At 75.8% G+C, this 18427-nt stretch carries 13 protein-coding genes and 1 pseudogene; 5 read left to right on the top strand and 9 right to left on the bottom strand.

Translation table 11 applies throughout. The features are described from left to right. Window positions 1–97 precede the first annotated feature (97 nt). Window positions 98–1321: a PP2C family protein-serine/threonine phosphatase gene (locus GCU69_RS29455; RefSeq protein WP_156207718.1), complete on the top strand. Its 1224-nt coding sequence runs from the start codon at window positions 98–100 to the stop codon at window positions 1319–1321. A gap of 394 nt (window positions 1322–1715) precedes the next feature. Here the strand turns inward: GCU69_RS29455 and GCU69_RS29450 are convergent, their stop codons facing one another. Next, window positions 1716–2384: an HAD-IA family hydrolase gene (locus GCU69_RS29450; protein ID WP_156207717.1), complete on the bottom strand. Its 669-nt coding sequence runs from the start codon at window positions 2382–2384 to the stop codon at window positions 1716–1718. Between the two features lie 880 nt (window positions 2385–3264). Continuing rightward, on the bottom strand, window positions 3265–5166 hold the full coding sequence (locus GCU69_RS29445) for a peptidoglycan-binding domain-containing protein (protein WP_156207716.1): 1902 nt from the start codon (window positions 5164–5166) through the stop codon (window positions 3265–3267). A gap of 200 nt (window positions 5167–5366) precedes the next feature. Between GCU69_RS29445 and GCU69_RS29440 the strand changes: the two genes are divergently transcribed. Next, window positions 5367–7475 (top strand): MFS transporter, encoded by a 2109-nt coding sequence (locus GCU69_RS29440; RefSeq protein ID WP_156207715.1) that lies wholly within the window; start codon window positions 5367–5369, stop codon window positions 7473–7475. 475 nt (window positions 7476–7950) lie between these two features. On the opposite strand, the gene GCU69_RS29435 is transcribed toward GCU69_RS29440, so the two are convergent. Beyond that, the gene (locus GCU69_RS29435; protein WP_156207714.1) at window positions 7951–8463 is read right to left on the bottom strand and encodes a GNAT family N-acetyltransferase; all 513 of its coding nucleotides are present in this window, start codon (window positions 8461–8463) and stop codon (window positions 7951–7953) included. A 198-nt stretch (window positions 8464–8661) separates the two neighbouring features. Here GCU69_RS29435 and GCU69_RS29430 point away from each other — a divergent pair, with 198 nt between their 5' ends. After that, the gene (locus GCU69_RS29430; RefSeq protein WP_156207713.1) at window positions 8662–9369 is read left to right on the top strand and encodes a hypothetical protein; all 708 of its coding nucleotides are present in this window, start codon (window positions 8662–8664) and stop codon (window positions 9367–9369) included. Between the two features lie 455 nt (window positions 9370–9824). Continuing rightward, window positions 9825–10277, top strand: coding sequence for a hypothetical protein (locus GCU69_RS29425; protein ID WP_156207712.1), 453 nt, complete (start codon window positions 9825–9827; stop codon window positions 10275–10277). Between the two features lie 491 nt (window positions 10278–10768). Here GCU69_RS29425 and GCU69_RS29420 read toward each other — a convergent pair whose 3' ends face one another. Continuing rightward, window positions 10769–11110 (bottom strand): antibiotic biosynthesis monooxygenase family protein, encoded by a 342-nt coding sequence (locus GCU69_RS29420; RefSeq protein ID WP_156207711.1) that lies wholly within the window; start codon window positions 11108–11110, stop codon window positions 10769–10771. A 231-nt stretch (window positions 11111–11341) separates the two neighbouring features. Here GCU69_RS29420 and GCU69_RS29415 point away from each other — a divergent pair. Continuing rightward, a pseudogene (locus GCU69_RS29415) lies at window positions 11342–13270 on the top strand (bifunctional glycosyltransferase 87/phosphatase PAP2 family protein); the annotation flags it as partial. Window positions 13271–14226: 956 nt separating this feature from the next. On the opposite strand, the gene GCU69_RS29410 reads toward GCU69_RS29415, so the two are convergent. The 5 genes from GCU69_RS29410 to GCU69_RS29390 all read right to left on the bottom strand — a co-directional run. Next, the gene (locus GCU69_RS29410; RefSeq protein ID WP_098751696.1) at window positions 14227–14931 is read right to left on the bottom strand and encodes a hypothetical protein; all 705 of its coding nucleotides are present in this window, start codon (window positions 14929–14931) and stop codon (window positions 14227–14229) included. A gap of 90 nt (window positions 14932–15021) precedes the next feature. Further along, a complete protein-coding gene (locus GCU69_RS34190) occupies window positions 15022–15528 on the bottom strand; it encodes a DUF6114 domain-containing protein (RefSeq protein ID WP_235978781.1) in 507 nt (168 codons plus the stop codon). A gap of 1 nt (window position 15529) precedes the next feature. Beyond that, window positions 15530–16150, bottom strand: a complete 621-nt coding sequence (locus GCU69_RS29400) for a DUF6230 family protein (RefSeq protein WP_156207709.1) — start codon at window positions 16148–16150, stop codon at window positions 15530–15532. Window positions 16151–16711: 561 nt separating this feature from the next. Further along, window positions 16712–17641 carry an ECF transporter S component gene (locus GCU69_RS29395; protein ID WP_156207708.1) on the bottom strand — a complete coding sequence of 310 codons (930 nt, stop codon included), beginning with the start codon at window positions 17639–17641 and terminating at the stop codon, window positions 16712–16714. Continuing rightward, window positions 17638–18427: energy-coupling factor ABC transporter ATP-binding protein (locus GCU69_RS29390; protein ID WP_156207707.1), on the bottom strand; the 790-nt coding region annotated here is incomplete at its 5' end. The genes GCU69_RS29390 and GCU69_RS29395, both read right to left, overlap by 4 nt.

Genomic DNA, 18427 nt, shown 5'->3' with positions numbered 1-18427 from the left:
GTGGGCCGGCGGGGCGGAGCCGTCCGGCGACGTGCGGAACCACGGAACCGGGCCGACACTGGGAGTGCCGTGACCCTCGTGACGTGGGAGATGTCGCATGCGTCCGCTGATCTCCCCCGGGCTCGCCGACGCCTGGCGCCGGGTCCGTGACCAGGGCGCGACACGGTGGGCGGACCGGGCGGGTGGGGGCGGCGTGCCCGGGTGGCACCGTCCGTGGTGGGAGTGGTTCCGCTGGCTCCCGGCGGCCGTCCTGCTGGCCGGTGCGGTGGTCGGCTTCGTGCTGCCGGCGTGGATCTCCGCCTTTCCGCTGCTCGCGGCGGCGCCGGCGATCGCCGCGCCGCTGCTGTCCCTCACCGGGACGCTGGCGACGGGCGGTTGCGCCCTGCTCATCGGGATCGTCGAGTTCCGGCTGCACGGCAGGGAGTTCGAAACCGCGTACGCGGTGGGGTTCACCAGCATCGTGCTGCTGACGGTGGTGGCCGCGGCCATCAACCGGGTGGCGGCGAGCGACCGCCGCAAGCTGAGCACCGCCCGCGAACTGGCCGAGGCCGTCCAGCGCGCGGTGCTGCCGGAGCCCCCGCCGCGGGTGGGCGGGGCGGCGGTGGCCGCGCGCTACCAGGCAGCGTCCCGGGAGGCCGCCGTCGGCGGCGACTTCTACGCGATCCACCACACCCCCTACGGCCTGCGCATCCTGATCGGCGACGTACGCGGCAAGGGCCTGGACGCGGTCCGGACGGTCAACGGGCTGCTGGGCGCCTTCCAGGCGGCGAGCACCCACCTCCGGGACCTGCGGGAGGTGGTCGGCCGGCTCGAGGAACGGGCCGAGGGCCTCGGCGCGGACGACGGCGGCGCCATGTCCGAGTCGTTCGCCACGGCGGTGGTCGCCGAGCTGGACGACGGACTCGACGTGCTGCGCGTGGCCAACCGCGGCCATCCCGCGCCCCTCCTGGTCTCCGGCGGCCGGGTGCGGACCCTGGCCCCCGGGGCGGCGTCCCTGCCGCTGGGGCTGGCGACGGTCGGGGACTTCGGCGTCCCCGTCGACGCCTACCGGATGCCGCCGGGCGCCACGCTGGTGCTGTACACGGACGGGGTGACCGAGGCACGCGACCGGAACGGGACCTTCTACGACCCGGTGCCCCGGCTGTCGCGCCCCACCCCGCCGGGACCGGACGGTGTGCTCGACGCGATCCGGGAGGATCTCCAGCGGCACACCGGCGGTTCGCTGCGGGACGACGTGGCGTTGCTGGCCGTCTCCCGGCCGCCGCCGGAGGCCCCGGGGGCGGCGGCCGGGGAGGGGGTCGTCCCGGAACGGCTGGGGTGAGGGCTGCGGCGCGGGAGCGGGCGCGGGCTCGGGCTCGGGGTCGGGATCGGGGTAGCGATCGTCCCGGAACGGCTCGGGTGGGGTCTGTGGCTCGGGCGTGCGCGCGGCTGGGGCTCGCTCGGGGCAGCGATCCCCCCTGAGCGATTCGGGTGGGTGGGGGCTGTGGCCCCGGAGTGCGCGCGGGCTCGGTCACGGCAGCCGGTCCACGTCACACGTCGGCAGGAGATACGGGCCGTGCCGCGTTCCACGGGAGACAGCCCGCAGCCACCGCGTTCCCCGTGAGCCGCCCGCAGCCACCGCCTTCCACGGGAGGCCGCCCGCGGGCGGGAGGGGGCGGGCCCGCGGGGAGCGGGTCAGCCCGCTGACGTGCAGGTGTGGCGGGGCGCGGGGCCTCTCAGGCCGTGACGGTGAGGCGGAGTCCGCCGGGTGCGGCCTCGACGCGGACCTGCTCCAGGTCGCGTACGTGCACCGTCGGGTCGAGGGCGGCCGCCCGCGGGCCGACGCCCACCACGCGCATGCCGGCGGCGCGGGCCGCCGCGATGCCGACCTCGGAGTCCTCGAAGACCACGCAGTCGGCCGGCTCGTAGCCCAGCTCGGCCGCGCCCTTGAGGAAGCCCTCCGGGTCCGGCTTGCTCGCGCCCACGCACTCGGCGGTGACCCGCAGCTCCGGCATCGGGAGCCCGGCCGCGGCCATCCGGGCGGTGGACAGTGCCCGGTCGGCGGAGGTGACGAGCGCGTGCGGCAGGGAGGCGATCGCCTCCATGAACGCGGGCGCGCCGGGCACCGGTACGACGCCGTCCATGTCGGCGGTCTCCTGGGCCAGCATCCGCTTGTTGTCCTCGTGGTTGAGGGCGGCGGGACGGTCGGGGAGCAGCAGCGCCATGGTGGCGTGCCCCTGCCGGCCGTGGACGCGTCCGAGGACGTACTCCGGGTCGAGTCCCTGCTCGGCCGCCCACCGGCGCCAGCAGCGTTCGACGACGGCGTCCGAATTGACGAGGGTGCCGTCCATGTCGAGCAGCAGGGCCCGGGCGGTGAGGGCGGTGGCGGAGGCGTCGGCCGTCATCGGTGGCTCCAAGACGTGCGGAAGAAGACAAGCGGCTCCGCCCGCCGGTCAGGGAATGCGGGCGGAACCACTTTGTTCCTCAACCATACAAAAACCTGGCGCCGGACGCCAGGGGGCCTCCGGCCAGGGCCTGCGTCCCGGGTTGGGTCTTGGGTTTGGGCCTTGGGTTCGCGGCCCGGGTACGTCCTGGGTCTGGGGCCCCGGTGCGGCCCGGGTTTGCGTCCCGGGTCCGTGGCCAGGGCCTGTGGCCGGGGTGCGGCCGGGTTTGCGGGCCCGGGTCCGGGGGCCCGGGTCCGGGGGTGTCCCCGGGGCGAGGAGGCCTCGGACTTGGTGGGTGGTTCCCGGGCCTCGGAGGGAGCGGTTCCGGCGCTCGGAGGGAGCGGTGCCGGGCCTTGGAGGGAGCGGTTCGGGTCTGGGGTGGGTGGTTCCCGGGCGCACTCGGCTACGCAGTGAGGGCCCGTGGAGCCGGGGAGCGCGCCGGTCGGCCGAGGCTCGGCAGCGGCGCCCGGTGCGGCACCCGCCGCGGCGCCCTGGGTCCGTACCCGGTACGGCGGCGGGTGACGGGTTGGCACCCCGCGGGACGAGGAGCCCCCGGCCCCCGGTGAGCGCGGGGTGCGTACGACGAAGGGCCGGTGAGGAAGGCCGGTGAGGAAGGCCGGTGAGGAAGGCCGGTGAGGAAGGCCGGGGCGGGCAGGCCGCGGCGGTGGCGGACGGCCGGGCGGCGGCCCCGGCTTTCGGCAGGTCCGGTCGGCGCCGGGAGGAACGCGGAGCCCGGCGAGAAGGCATGCCGGACCGTGCCTGCCCGCCGCCCGCCCACGGCTTTTCGGTGCGCCCCCTACGGCTCCTCGGAGCGCCCGCCCCCGCCTCCTCGGTGTGCTCCCTACGGCTCCTCGGTGCGGCTTTCCAGGGAGCGGCGGGTCGCCTTGCCGTAGACGCCCTCGGGGTCCTCGCGGATGCCGTTCCACTCCTGGTACCGCTCGACCCGCTCCCGGTCCTCCTCGTCGAAGCGGCCGTCCTCCGGCAGATCCTTGCCGAACACCCCCGACAGGCCGGCCACCTGGTTCAGCCGCTGCTGCATCTCCTTGACCTGCGGGCCCTCCATGCCCTCCTGGAGCACCTGCGGGCTGTCGTCCGGCTGCTCCTCGTCCACGCCGCCGGAGCCGTCCGTCGGCTCGGTGACCGCCCCCGTGCCCTCGGTCGCCGACGGTGTCCCGTCCGGGCCCGTCGGTACGGCGGCCGAGGCGCTGGCGGAAGCGGAGGAACTGTCCGACGCCGAGGCCGACGGCGAGCCGCTCTCGGAGGACGCGGACGGGGACGGGCTCTCGGGTTCCTGCCCCGTGGGTTGTACGGCCGACGCGGACCGGGTCGTCTCGCTCGGCACCGCCCGGTCCTCCTCGTCGCCGCCTCCCAGCAGGCCGGCGCTCAGCACGCCGACACAGACCGCCGCGACGGCGACGGCACCTCCGGCGACGACGGCTGCCCGGCGCCGCCGCTGCCGGGCGGGCGGCTGGTCGTCGTCCCAGACGTCGTCCTGCGGGTCGTCGTGGCTGAACAGCCCCAGATCCTGCTCGCGGGGACCGGCGGGGGCCGATCCCGGCCCGGCCACCGGGGACAGGACGGGGGAGAGGAGAGCCGTCGCCTCCGGGGTGCCGCTTGCCGGGTCACCGACGGAGGGCCGGGCCCCGTCGTCGTCCCGGTGCGGGGACGCGGGGCCGAACGGGTCGGTCGTGCCCGGCCGGGAGCCGGGGCCGGAGCCCGGTACGGCAGGGAGCGGCGCCGTCGCCGCGTCGGCGGCCGACGGGGATCCGGCTCCGGACGGCTCAGCGGTGTGCCGTTCCGCGGGTCCGGGAGCGTCGTCCGCGGTCCGGCCGCCCGCGGCGGCCGCCATGGACGCCCTGTCGGTCGCCGTCCCGGAGCGTGCCCGGGCGCTGTCCGCCGTGCCGCTCTCCCACGCGCCGCTGCCCGCCGGGGCCCGGTCCGCCGTGTCCCGGCCCGCCGGACCGCTTCCGGCCGCGGTGCTTCCCACAGCGCCGGCCGCGGCGCCCGCCGTCCGAGAACGGGCAGCCGCACCGGTGTCCGGTCCGGCGACCCCGGCCGCCCGGTCCGTCCCGGGCCGCCCCGCGTCACCGCCGTTCCGCACCGGGCCGTCACCGGTCCGTCCCGTGCCGCCCGCGGCCGGTGCACCGCCGTGGGCGGCCCGTTCGCCGTCCCGCCCGGCCGGGCCGCCACGCCCGGCGAGGCCGTCCCGGGCGCCGTCGCTCCGTACCGCGTCGCTCCGTGCGCCGTCGCCCGGTACGCCGTCGGCACCGTCCCGTACGCCGTCCCCGTCGCGCTCCCCGGTGGTCTCCGCCGAGGACGGCCGCAGCCGAGGACGCAGTTCGGGCCGCGGCGGGGAGGACTGGCCGGAGGACTCGCCGGACGCGGCTGTCCCGGTCGCCGCTTCGGCCCCCTCCGCCCGCTCCTCCGCGAGCCGCTGCCGGAACGGCGGCGCCGCCGGGTCCGGAGCCGGTACGGGCCGCCCGGGAGCACCGTCGCGGGCCGGGGCGCCGGACCCGCCGTCCTCCCCGGTCAGCCGCTCGTCGTCGTCCCGGGCCGGGCCGGAGGGCTCGCCCGGGCCGCCCGGCCGGTCCTGTTCCGGTTCGGGCAGGTCGACGTAGGGCCGGATGCGCAGGAGCGGATCGAAGTCCTCCGCCGCCGCCAACGCGCGCTCGGCGCAGTCGCAGGCGAGCCTGCCGTCCGACGTCCGCCCCGAGCCGCACTCCGGGCAGCGATGTGCCGTCACCGTGGGTCCCCTCCCTCTGACGGAAGTGATTATGCAGACACCAGTGCGACAAGCCCAGAAACGCCGGTCCAGAGGGTGCGGTTCCGCCCGTTCCGCGGACGCCGTCCGGGAGGTCCCGGAGCGCCGGGGCGGACCGGGTGGGATAGGAGCCGCCGTCGTGGGCACCCAGAGCGGCAGAGCCCGACCCGAGGAGGCCTGTCATGGCCGAGGACGCGACGGCACCCGCCGACCGGTCCGGCGACTCCGTGCCCCCTGAACAGCGGAAAGCCGCCGGGCTCGGACACGACCCGGACGAACCCGGGGCGTCGGTGCTGATGGCGATCGGCGCCCTGCTGCTGGGACTGCTGCTCGCCGCGCTCGACCAGACCATCGTCTCGACCGCCCTGCCGACGATCGTCAGCGAACTCGGCGGCATGGAACACCTGTCGTGGGTGGTCACCGCGTATCTCCTCGCCGCGACGGCCGCGACCCCGCTCTGGGGCAAGCTGGGCGACCAGTACGGCCGGAAGAAGCTGTTCCTGACGGCCATCGGGATCTTCCTCGTCGGCTCCGTGCTCTGCGGGGTGGCGCAGGACATGCCGCAGCTGATCGCCTTCCGCGCTCTCCAGGGGCTCGGCGGCGGCGGGCTGATGGTGCTGTCCATGGCGATCGTCGGCGACATCGTGCCGCCCCGCGAGCGCGGCCGGTACCAGGGGCTGTTCGGCGCGGTGTTCGGCGCGACCAGTGTGCTCGGACCGCTGCTCGGCGGGCTCTTCACAGAGCATCTGAGCTGGCGCTGGGTCTTCTACATCAATGTGCCCGTCGGGCTGGTCGCGCTGCTGGTGATCGCCACGGTGCTGCACATCCCGCGGTACCGCGAGCGCCACCGGATCGACTATCCCGGCACCTTCCTCATCGCCTCCGTGGCCGCCTGCCTGGTGCTCGCGACCTCGCTCGGCGGCACGACCTGGGCCTGGGGCTCGTGGCAGATCGTCGGCCTGGCGGTGCTCGCCGTCGTCCTCACCGCCGCGTTCGTGGCCGTGGAACGGCGGGCGGCCGAGCCGGTGCTGCCGCTGAAACTGTTCCGGAGCCGGACCTTCACGCTCTGCTCCGTCATCGGTTTCGTCGTCGGGTTCGCGATGTTCGGCGCGATGACCTACCTGCCGACGTTCCTCCAGGTCGTCCGCGGGGTCACGCCCACCATGTCCGGTGTGCACATGCTGCCGATGGTCGCCGGGCTGCTGATCGCCTCGACCGGCTCCGGGCGGCTGGTGACCCGTACCGGACGCTGGAAGGTCTTCCCCGTCGCGGGCACCGCCGTCACCGCCCTCGGGCTGCTCCTGCTGCACCAGTTGGACCGGAGGAGCGGCGAGTGGGAGATGGGCCTGTACTTCGCGGTCTTCGGTTTCGGGCTCGGGCTGGTGATGCAGATCCTGGTGGTCGCCGTGCAGAACGCCGTCGGCTACGAGGACCTGGGCGTCGCCACCTCCGGCGCCACCTTCTTCCGGTCGATCGGCGCCTCGTTCGGCGTCGCGGTCTTCGGCAGCGTCTTCGCCGGACGGCTCGGTGACAAGCTGTCCGCCGCGCTCGCGGGCGAGCGGCTGCCGCCCGGTGCCGACCCGGGCACGCTGGAGGCCGACCCGCGGACGGTCGCCGAACTGCCCGCCGCGCTCCGGCCACGGGTGCTCGACGCCTACGCGACCGCGATCACCGATGTCTTCCTCTACGCGACACCGGTCGCGCTGGTCGCCCTGGTGCTCGCGCTGTTCCTCAAGGAGGACCCGCTGCGGGGCTCCGTACGGACGCCCGAGATGAGCGAGACCCTGGCCGGCAACCCCGTCGAACGCTCCTCGCACGACGAGGCCGCCCGAGCCCTGTCCCACCTCGGCAGCCGGGAGGGCCGCCGCGAGGTCTACGCCGACATCACCCGGCGGGCCGGGTACGACCTCCACCCGGGGGCGAGTTGGCTGCTGCTGCGCATCCGGCGCTACGGCTCGGCCGAGCCCGCCCTGCTCGCCGAGCACAGCACCGTGCCGCTGAGCATCATCACGCTCGCCGCCCGGCAGGTGGAGGAACGCGGGCTGGCCGTGCGGAAGGGGCTGCCGCTGGTGCTGACCGACAAGGGGGACGAGGTCGCGCTGCATCTGGCGAAGGCCCGCGAGGAGTCGCTGGCGGAGCTGCTCGGCGACTGGTGGGGGCCGGAGCGGCCCCGGGACCTGGTGGAACTGGTCCGTGAGCTGAACGCCGAGATGTGCGGCTCGGACGACGAACGACCGCACAACGGGCACCAGCACCTGCACGGCCCGGGGGCGCGGGTGGACCACTACTGAGTCCGCTGAGCGCACTGAGTGCCATGCCTGAGCCCGGCTGAGCCCGCTGAGCCCGCTGAGCGCACTGAGGGCACTGAGGGCACTGAGTGCGTGAACGCGCTGAGCGGCCGGACCGGCGGACACAGCTGACCCGGTGGTCCGGCGGGCGCACGGAAGCGGTGGCCTGGCGGGCGCAGCGCTCCGCCCGGGGAGCGGGCGCAGGCTTCGGCGGGCCGCGCGCACGGTCGCGACGGCGGCGGTCCGGTGGCCGGACGGGACGGGTCGGCGGACAGGGTCGGCGGACGGGGCCGGTGGACGGTCGGGACCGGCGGACGGAGCCGGTGGACGGAGCCGGTGGACGGACGGGGCCGGTAGTCCGGCGGGCCGCGCGAGCCGGGGGCGCCCGCCCGGTCCGGGCACCGGCCAGGCGTGCGCCACGGCCCCCGCGAGCGGGTGCGCGGCCCCGGTCGGGCCCCGCGCCGGGCCCGTTGGCGTATCAGTCCGTGCCGAGGTCCTTGGCGAACCAGTGGTCGGCGAAGACGCCGTGGTTGTACGCCGGGATCTCCGCGTAGCCGTGCGCCGCGTACAGGGCGTGCGACTCGGTCAGGTCGCGCCGCGTGTCCAGCACGATCCGGGTCGCGCCGAGGGAGCGGGCGGCGGACTCGGCGGCGGCCATCAGCGCGGAGCCGCCGCCGCTGCGCCGCGCACCGGGGCGGACGTAGACGCGCTTCAGTTCGGCCGTGCCCGGCCGCAGCAGCCGCAGGCCCGCGCAGCCCGTCGGCTCGTTGCCGTACCGGGCGACGAGGAACAGGCCGTCGGGCGGTACGAGATCGTCGCTGTGGTGCTCGCCCGTGACCCCGTCGTCGATCTCCTCCTCCGTCGCGGGCCGGCCCCAGTAACGGCCCGCAACCTCCGCGAAGTAGTCGCGCAGCAGCGCCACGGAGTCGGGGGAGCCGACGGGTTCGGGGGCGACGGTCCAGGTGCGGCGTCCGGTGGGTGTGCTGGTCATGGGGGACAGTCTGCTACGGCTCCGTGGGCGCCGCCTCCGTGTTTCGCGGCCGCGGCCGCCGTGCCGGGGAAGGCGGGCCGCGGCGCACCGCCGTCCCGTGCGCGGGCCGCGGGGAACTGACGGCGTTTGCGGTCCGGTCGCCGGGTTAAACGGCGGGTTGACAGCCTCGCACGAGAGGACCTCTGCGAAAGGCAAGACATGTCCACCGGCATCATCATCGTTCTGGCCGTGGCGGTCGTCATCATCGTCGCGGTCGTTCTCGCCCCCCGTGTCAGGAAGAGCGGCGGTACGAATCTGCGGCAGCGCTTCGGTCCCGAGTACGACCGGACCGTGGCCCGGCACGACGGCGACACGCAGGCCGCGGAGAAGGACCTCTCCGAGCGGCTGCGGCGCCACGGCGACCTCCGGGCCCGGCCCCTGACGGCCGAGGCGCGCGAGAGCTACGTCGCGCTCTGGGCGGGCGTGCAGGAGCAGTTCGTCGACTCGCCCGAGACGGCCGTCGCCGAGGCGGACCGGCTGCTGGGCCGGCTGGTGCGCGACCGCGGCTACCCGGCCGACGACTACGACGAGCAGGTCGCGGCCCTGTCCGTGCACCACACCCACCACGTCGACGGCTACCGCCAGGTGCACGCCGTCGCCTCCCGGGCCCGCACCGGCCGGGCCGGGACGGAGGAGCTGCGCGAGGTCCTGGTGCACGCCCGCGCGCTCTTCGAGGACCTGGTCGGCACCCACCCGCAGGACAACGTCCGGCACCGGGCCGGCGACCGTACGGGCAACGGCGCCGCCGAGCGCCCCGCCGCCCGGCCCGGCGCCACGGGCGGCAACAAGCGGCTGTCCGACCGGCTGCACGCCCCGTGGACGTCCGGCCACCGGGACCGGGACACCTCGCCGAGGGGCGGTGTCTGATGCGGCGCGACGAACCCACCGAACGCACCGAACACTTCCAAGGCACTGACCGCGCCCCACACACCGCACACACCGAACACACCGCACACACCGAACACACCGGACAGCCCGGCGTGACGGGCGACCGCCGGTCCGGCGTCGAAGGGGCCGAAGGCGCCCACCCCGGCGAACTCGCGGCCCGGGAACCCCGGCCGGACGCCACGGCACCGATCGGCACCCCGCAACCCGGAACCCGGCCACCGGGCAACCGGGACCTCGGCGCCCGGCAGCGGACCGGCACCCGGGACACGGGTGCACCCGCCCCCGCCCCCGGCGCCGCGGCACCCGGTACGCCGGACATGCCGGGGACGCCTCCGCCTCCGGCCGCTCCGCCCGAGCCCCCGGCGCCGCCGCCGCCCGGACCCGGAACGGCCGGTGACCTGCCCGCCGCCGGGCCGTACGGGGCCGGAGGGCCGGTGCCGCAGCAGCCGTATCCGGTGCCCGGCGGCGAGCCCTACCCGCCGGCCGGTGCGTCCGGCGCGGGTGGTGCCGGAGACCCGGGTGCTGCCGGAGGCCCGGGCGGTGGCGGAAATGCGGGCGGCCCGGGCGTGCAGGGCGGCCCGGGCGCGGGGCCGGTCGTGGCGCCGGGGCCCGTGCTGCCGCAGCACGAGTCGGACCGGGCGACGCAGCGCCTCCAGGAGGCGGTCACCGGGTTCGTCGACAGCCCGCAGCGGTCCGTGGAGGAGGCCGACGCGCTGTTCGCCGACCTGGCGGCGCGGTTCGCCGACTCGCTCACCGAGCGGCGCCGGGCACTCCGCGCCTCCTGGCACGGCCACGACGGGAACGGCGACGGCAACGCCGCGACGGAGGAACTGCGGAACGCGCTGCGGGACTACCGCGATCTGACGGAGCGGCTGCTGCGGCTCTGACGGATCGACACAGGCCGGGTCCGGCCGGGGTGCGGCGGTGCACCCGGCCGGGCCCTTCCGCGTTCGCGGCAGAACCGCTCGGTGGACCCGGCCCGGCAGCCCGGCGCCGCGGTCCGGGCGGGGCACTTGTCCGTACGCGCCGGGACCCGTGCCGGCATGCGGCGGGACCTGTGCGGGCATGCGACGGGACCTGTGCGGGCATGCGACGGGACCTGCCGTCACGGCGGACGGAGGGGCGCGCGGGCGAGCGGGCGCGCGGATGCGGGGCGCCGGGCGTCGTGTGTCGTGCCGTGTGCCGTGTGCCGGGCCCGACGCCGCTGGTCGTCCCGGCGCTGCGGGCCGCCGGTTACGAGGACGAGGACTCCGCGGACGCGCGGCCCGTGCTCCCGGCCGGCCCGTATGCCGCTGCGGACCGGACCGGACCGGACCGGACCGGACCGGACCGGACCGGACCCGGCCGGACCCGGCCGGACCCGGCCGGGCGCGTCGGCTCAGGTCTTCGGCGACGCCTGGTGCGCGACCTCGAAGGACCACAGCGCCGACTGCCGCGCCGCCGGCTTCGGCCGCTCCCCTGACGGGCCGCCCTCCCCGCCCGCGCCGCCGCCCTGGTGGGCGGACTTCATCGGGCCCTCCATCCAGGCCTGGAACGACTCCTCGTCCCGCCACCGCGTGTACACCAGATACTGGTCCGTGCCCTCGACGGGGCGCAGCAGTTCGAACCACTCGAAGCCGTCGGAGTCCTCCACCAGCCCCGCGCGGGCACTGAAGCGCTGCTCCAGGGTCTCCCGCTGCTCCTCCGAGACGCTCAGCACGTTGATCTTGACGATGCTCATGGGCCCATCCTGCCCCACGGCCCCGGCCCGGCCGGGCACCGCGGTGTGCCCGGGGGTGAGGTGGGATTCCCGGCCCGGCACATCTAATGTTCGGTTTCGAGCAACAGGATGGCGGCAGTCAGGTGGCCACAGGGTTTCCTGCGTCTGCCCGGGGGACGCATCAGTGGGCCCGCGCCGGCGCGGGCGGAGGGGGAGCGACGGGGCGTGGCGAATGCGCAGAGGCGCGGGCCGGTGTGGCAGCCCGCGGAATCCCGGACGGTCATCACGCTGGGGGCGCTGTGGCTCCTGGTGGCGCTGCTGGCCGTACGGCAGGCCGCCGCGGTGCTGCGGCTGCCGCCCGAGGAGCGGCTGACGGACCTGGCGACCTGGATCGGCGAGAACGGAGTGCTGCGGGCCGGCGATCCGCTCTACGACACGGGGTCCTTCACCGGAACGCCCTTCGCGGGCCTGGTGTTCACGCCGCTCACCCGGGCCGCCGAGCAGAGCCTCGGCGTGGTGTGGACGTTCGGCACCCTGCTGCTGGTCGCCGCCCTCGGAATGGTCACCGCGCGGATGCTGCCGGGGCCGTCGTCGCGGCGCGCCGCGCTGTTCGCGGTGCCGGCCGTGATCGGGCTGCTCGTGCTGTCGGTGCCGGTCCGCAACACCTTCGCCCTCGGCCAGACCGGCATCGTCCCCGTGCTGCTCGTGCTCGTCGCCTTCCTGCCGCGCTGCTCGGCCCGGACCACCGGCCTCCTCACAGGCGCCGCGGCAGCGCTCCAACCGACCGTGCTGCTGTTCGCGCCGCTGCTGTGGCTGACCGGGCGCCGCCGGGCCGCGGCCGTCGCGGCGGGCACCTTCGCCGGCTGCTCGGCGCTGGCCTGGGCGGCGGCCCCGGACGACTCCTGGGCGTACTGGCTGCACCATGTCGCGGGCGCCGGACTCGGCGCGCCCGCCGACGACCTCGCCAACCAGTCGCTGCACGGGGTGCTGCTCCGGCTCGGGCTCCAGGGCCCGGTGGAGGTCGTGCTGTTCCTGGCGCTCGCCGCGGCCGTCGCGGTGCTCGGGCTGCGCCGCGCCGCGCGTTACGCCGCCGACGGGCAGTGGCTGCTGGCCGTGGCGCTCACCGGCTGCGTCGCGGTCGCCGTCTCGCCGACGGCATGGCAGCACCAGCAGTTGTGGATCCTGCTCGCCGCGGTGGGCCGGGTCGGGCGGCGCGGCGCCGACCGGCTGGTGTGGCCGGTGCTCGTCATCCTGGTCATGACGATGCACCGGGACGCCCTGATGCCGAACCTCCAGGTGGTCGGCTTCCTCGGCGACAACGCTCCGCTGTTCGCCGCGCTGGCCGCCGCCTGCGCGGTGCCGTTCCTCACCCGGGACGTGCCCGAGTGGCGGCGCCCCGTGCCCACTTCCTACGCCACGGTCCCGGCGTCCCGGCTCCGCCATGTGCCGCTGCTGCGGTTCTGGAAGCAGCCGCTGAGCCGGCCCAACCTGGTGCTGGAACTGCTGCTCATACGCGTCGGCTACTGGGTCTACTCCTACATACGCTCCCAGGCCCCCGACGGCCGGGCGCTCGCGGAGGGGCACGGGTGGCAGATCCTCGACATCGAGGCGGCGCTGCGCATCGACATCGAGCACTGGTTCAACCAGGTGGTGGCGCGCACCGGCTGGCTCGAGGCCGGCATGAACTTCTACTACACGACGTTCCACTTCCTGGTGCCGCTGTCGCTGCTCGGCTGGATGTACCTGCGCCGCCCGGTGATGTACCGCTGGGCGCGCACCTCCCTGGCCGTCGCGACCCTGCTGGCGCTGATCGGCTTCTGGGCGTATCCGCTGGCGCCGCCGAGGCTGATGCCGGGCCTCGGCTTCATCGACACGGCCCACGGCCCGCAGGACCTGTCCAACCCGGACTTCGGGGCGCTGACGGGCATTTCGAACCAGTACGCGGCCATGCCGTCGCTGCACGTCGGCTGGTCCCTGTGGTGTGCGGTGGTGGTCTGGCGGCTGGCGCCCGCCTGGTGGGGCAAGCTGCTCGGGGTGCTCTACCCGGTGCTGACCACGGCGGTGATCGTCGGTACGGCGAACCACTACCTGCTGGACGCGGCCGGTGGCGCGGTGGTCGTGGCGGCGGGTTTCGGCCTGCGCCACGTCCTCGCGGGCCGCACGGCGGAGGACCGGGCGCCGGGGGACCACCGGGCGGCGGGTGAACGGGCGGCGGGAGACGGAACGCCGGACCGGACTGCGAAGACCCCGGTTGCGGAGGCCCCGGCTGTGGAGGTCTCAGCTGTGCAGGGCCGGGCTGTGGAGGACCGTACGGCGGAGGGCGGAGCCGCGGGCGGCCCGGGCACGGAACACCGGCCGGGCGGGACGTCTTCGGCGGGGCGCGGCACAACGGCAGCCAGCCCGCTCACGGCCGGTCCACGGGCCGGGACACCACCGGCAGGGCGTACTCCGGCAGGGCGTACTCCGGGAGGGACCGCGGGTGCAGGGACCGCACCGGTACGGAAGCCCGCGCCGGGCGCGTCCGGGCCCGGACGTTCGCCGGACGGCCCCGTGCCGCTCCCGGCACCGAGGCCGGAGGGTGACGCGGGACCGGGTCCCGGCTCACCGGCCGGGCCCGCACTCGCCGGCAGCTCCACGGGCCAGGACGACTGAGCGGGACACCGGCCGGGTGGGCCGGGGCGCCGTGCGCGGCTGATACGGCGGCGGCGGTCGGTGAAGCATGAGGACGGTCTGTGGAGCGCGAGGGCGGTCGGTGGAGCGCGGGGACGGTTCGGTGGGGCGCGAGGGCGGCCGGGTGTGGCGACCGGGCTGGTGCCGTACCTCCGTCCTCCTTTCGCCGTCCTCCTTTCGCGCCGTCCTCCGTTGGCCGTTGGCCGTTGGCCGTCCGTGGTCCGTGGTCCGCGGTCCGTCGTTCGCGTCCAAGGTTCGGGGGTGGTGGCCGGCGCCCGTACGGACCCGTCGCGCGCCGGGTCCGTACGGATGCGTGCTGCACCGCCGCCGGCCGGAGACCGGCCGGTGACGGTCGGGCCGGTGACGGTCGGACAGACGTCAGTCCTGCCGGTGACGGTCCGGCCGGCGACAGGCCCGCCGGTCCGGGACAGCCGGTGCGGGACGACCGGTGCCGGCCAGGTGCCGGATCAGCCGGTCACGGTGATCTGCGCCGCCGGGTCGGTCACATCGGTGACCTCGTAGACCGCGTTGAACACCGAGACCTCGGAACTGGTCGGGCAGCCGAAGCCGCCCTCCACCGTCACCGGGACCTCGGCGTCGGTGAAGTCGAGCTGCGACGGTTCGCCGTTCGTCCACGTCGCCGCCACGGGCGCGTCCCCGTCGGGGGCGGCCGTCACGGTGCAGGACGCCAGGCCGCTGGTCTCCAGCAGGAAGCCGCCCTGCGGGATGGTGAGGGTGGCGCCGACCGGGTCGCCGTGCTGCATCGAGACGCCCCAGGTGCCGCTGGTGGTGACGGTGACGCTCACCCCGGGGAGGCTGGAACTGCACGAGCTGTAGGTGGGCGGATTGATGGTGCTGGCGACCGGGCCGTCCGCGTTGGTGTTGCCCGGGGCGGCCGGGATCTGGTTGTTGGCGTCCGTGCCCGCGGGGTCGGTGGGCACGGAGGTGGAGACGGTGCAGGTGACGGTCACCGATCCGGCGGTGAAGGTGGCATCGCCGCTGAGGGTGGCGGCGAAGTGGTCACCGGCGGGGGAGACGGTGGTGGGGGCCGCTGCGGCGGCGTCCTGGGCCGCGCCGGCCGAACTCGCGCCGGTCAGGGCGACGGCCGCCGCGGTGGCGGCGACGGTGCCACAGGCGAGGAGGGCACGGGCCGTTGAGGAGCGTCGCGTCATGGGGGTCTCCTTGTACGGGTGGGTGTGTCGGGTGGATGTACGGGTGGGGGTGCGGAGGACCGGCCGGGCCCGGGGGCGGGCCCGGCCGCCTCAGGGGGCCGTGGCCGTGGCCGGGCCGGTGCCCGACGAGGGGCCCGGTGCGTCCGGCCGGTCCCCGGCCGGGTCCCCCTCCGCCCGGGACGGCACGGGCCGCCAGGCGAAGATCATGGAACCGCCGGCGATGCCCAGCAGGGTGCCGACGAAGAAGCCGCCGAGATTGGACATCACCAGCGCGGCGGCGGCGAGCAGCACGGTGACGACGCCCGCGAGCCCGCGGTAGTGGGGTGCGAACCAGGCGCTCAGCCCCAGCACGATCATGATCAGGGCGAGCAGTACGGACGGCAGGCCCGCGATGCCCTGGTGCAGCATCACCTCGACCGGCGCGAGCGGGATCAGGCAGATCTCCGTACCGGCGACGACGGTGGCGAGCCCGCCCCAGAAGGGCCGGCTCCGCCGCCAGCGCCGCCACCGGGCGCGCGGGCCGACGCGTTCGCGGCCGGCCGTGCGGTCCGGTGCCGGACCGGGCCGGGCGGGGGTGTTCCGGTCGGTGTCCGGCACCTCAGAAACACTCCGTCCTGCCCTTGTGGATCTTCATGCTGAGCCCGGAGAGCCGGAAGGTGCCGGCGGTCGTCGCCCAGGCGGTCTGCTTCATGCCGGTCATCCGGACGTCGTCCGCCTGCTGCGCGAACATGTCCTGCATGCCGCGGGCCTTGGCGGGCCCCTTGTCGAGGGTGGAGGCGTCCCGGCCGATCTCGATGTTGTTGAACGAGGCGTCACCGGCCAGATAGGTGGCGTCCAGCAGCAGATCGGTGGCCTCGACCCGCTTCCCGCCGGACCCCGCGGAGAGCTTCAGCGAGATGTCGCCGATGACCGGCAGGGTGGTGAGCACGGACTGGCAGAGATTGCTGATCTCGGCCTTCTTCACCCCGGTGACGGCGACGGGCAGCAGCTCGCCGCGGACATTGGTGTCGACGCTGCCGTACTGGACGAACCCGTCGCCCTCCAGGCTGTCGGCGGAGACCTTGAACTGCTGGCCGGACACGGCGAACGAGGCGGCGAGCGCCCCGTTGGCCAGGGCGACCGCGAGGGCCCCGGTGACGGCGAGGCCGGGGACGGCCAGCGCGGCGAACTTCCGCCAGCGGACCCGTCCGGTGACGTGTCCGCCCTGAGCGTCCTTCATGATCGTTTCCCCTCGGTCGATGGGCGTGACGGGCTGCGCCGCCGGACCGCGCGGGGCCGTGGCCGGGGAGTGGTGCCTGCGCGGTGCGACGTGCGGAGACGCGGACGTGCGCGGTGCGTGCGACGTGCTGAGGTGCAGGACGTGCGCGGTGCGCGTGACGTGCTGAGGTGCAGGAGTGCAGGTCGTGCAGGGCGTACGAGGTGCGGGTCGTGCGGGTCGTACGGGAGCTGCGGACGTGCGGAAACCGCGAGAAGTGCGCACGGGGTGAATGAAGAGTGCATGCCAAGTGCAGTGGCGTTACCGAGGGTAAAACTCACCAGTAACTCTTGGCAAGGGTGCCGCGCGAAGGTCTTCCGGAAGGCTCAGCGGCCGCCTCTGGAAGGGCCTGTCGGGCCCTCGGAGGGCGGCCGGCAGCAGGCGTTACCGGGGCCGGAGCGGCAGGGACCGGAGAGGTCGGCGCCGGAGCGCCCGGGACCGGCACCGGCATCGGAGTGCCCGGGACCCGCGCCGGGGTGGCCGGGGCCGGCGCCGGTGCCGAAGCGCCCGGGACCGGGGCCGACCTCAGAGCGGCCCGGGACCGGCACCGGCATCGGAGCGGCCGGGACCGGCGCCGGTGCCCGTGTCCGCCGCGTCCGCGAAGAGGGCCGGAGCCTCGAACGCGGCCCGCCGGGTGGCCCGGCGCAGCGACCGGAGCACCGTGCCGCCCAGCGTCAGCGTCAGCACGGCGGTCAGCGCGGCGCGCGGCAGATCCCAGCCCAGCGAGGTGGCGAGGCAGTACGCCGCGAAGCGCACCAGGTTCTCGTTCAGCGGATCGCCGGGGACGAAGGAGATCCCCGTTCCCGGGCCGCTGATGTAGGGCCAGCCCTGGAGGTTCATCACCGTGCCGTACAGCACCGAGGTGACGGCCCCGTAGCCCGCGAGCAGCAGCAGTTCCCGGCGCCCCCGCAGCCGGTCCGGCCCGGGCAGCAGACCGGCGCCCATCGCCACCCAGCCCATGGACAGCATCTGGAACGGCATCCACGGCCCGACCCCGCCCGTCAGCAGCGCCGAGGCGAACATGGTCACCGCGCCCAGCACGAAGCCGAAGCCGGGCCCCAGCACCCTGCCGCTGAGGACCATCAGGAAGAACATCGGTTCCAGGCCCGCGGTGCCGGCACCCAGCGGCCGCAGCGCCGCGCCGACCGCAGCCAGGACACCCAGCATCGCCACCGCCTTCGCGTCCAGCCCGGATTCCGTGATCGTCGCCACGACCACGGCCACCAGCAGCGGCAGCAGCGCCGCGAACAGCCACGGCGCGTCCTTGGAGTGCGCCAGTCCGGACGCGGAATCGGCCAGCAGCGGCCAGCCGAACGCCATCACGCCGACCGCGCCGACCAGCGCCAGGGCCGCCACGGACCGCGGGCCGAGCCGCACCGCCCGCGCCTGCCGGTCCGTCCGCGCCCGCCGGTCCGCGGAAGGCTTCCGCCGGGCGGCGGCGCCGGGCCCGGTCATGCGGAGCCCTCCCCGGCCGCGCGGCCGGGCCCGGCCAGCGCGTCCCGGACCTGCGGCACCGTCAGCCAGCGCTCCGGCGCGAGGATCTTCGCCACCTGCGGTGCGAACGCCGGGGAGGAGACCACCACCTCGGCCGTCGGGCCGTCCGCGACCACCTCGCCGTCGGCCAGGATCACGACCCGGTCCGCCAGCTCCGCCACCAGTTCCACGTCGTGGGTCGCCAGCACGACCGCGTGTCCCTCCGACGCCAGCCCGCGCAGGACGCCCACGAGCCGGGCCTTGGCCTCGTAGTCCAGTCCCCGCGTCGGCTCGTCGAGCAGCAGCAGCGGGGGGCGGGCCGTCAGCACCACGGCCAGCGCGAGCGCCAGCCGCTGGCCCTCCGACAGGTCCCGCGGATGCGTGTGGTCCGCGACGCCCGGCAGCAGCCCGGTGACCAGGGCCCGGCAGCTGCCGGGCGCCGCCCGCGCGTCCTCGTCCGCCGCCGCGCACTCGGCGGCGACCGTGTCGGCGTACAGCAGGTCGCGCGGCTCCTGCGGTACGAGTCCGACCCGGCGGATCAGCTCCCGCGGGGAGGTGCGGTGCGGGACCAGACCGCCGACGCGGGCGCTGCCGCCCGCCGGTTCGTGCAGGCCGACCAGGGTGTTCAGCAGGGTCGACTTGCCCGCGCCGTTGCGGCCCATCAGGGCCACCGTCTCGCCGGGCCGCACGGTGAGGTCCACCCGGCGCAGCGCCTCGGTACGCCCGCGCCGGACCGAGAGCCCGGCGGTCCCGGCGAGGGGCTCCCCG

Source organism: Streptomyces lycii, assembly GCF_009735685.1.
In the GTDB taxonomy this organism is placed as follows: Bacteria; Actinomycetota; Actinomycetes; order Streptomycetales; family Streptomycetaceae; genus Streptomyces; species Streptomyces lycii.
The sequence above is the reverse complement of the archived record's forward strand: the minus strand, read 5'-3'. Positions and strand labels throughout refer to the sequence as shown.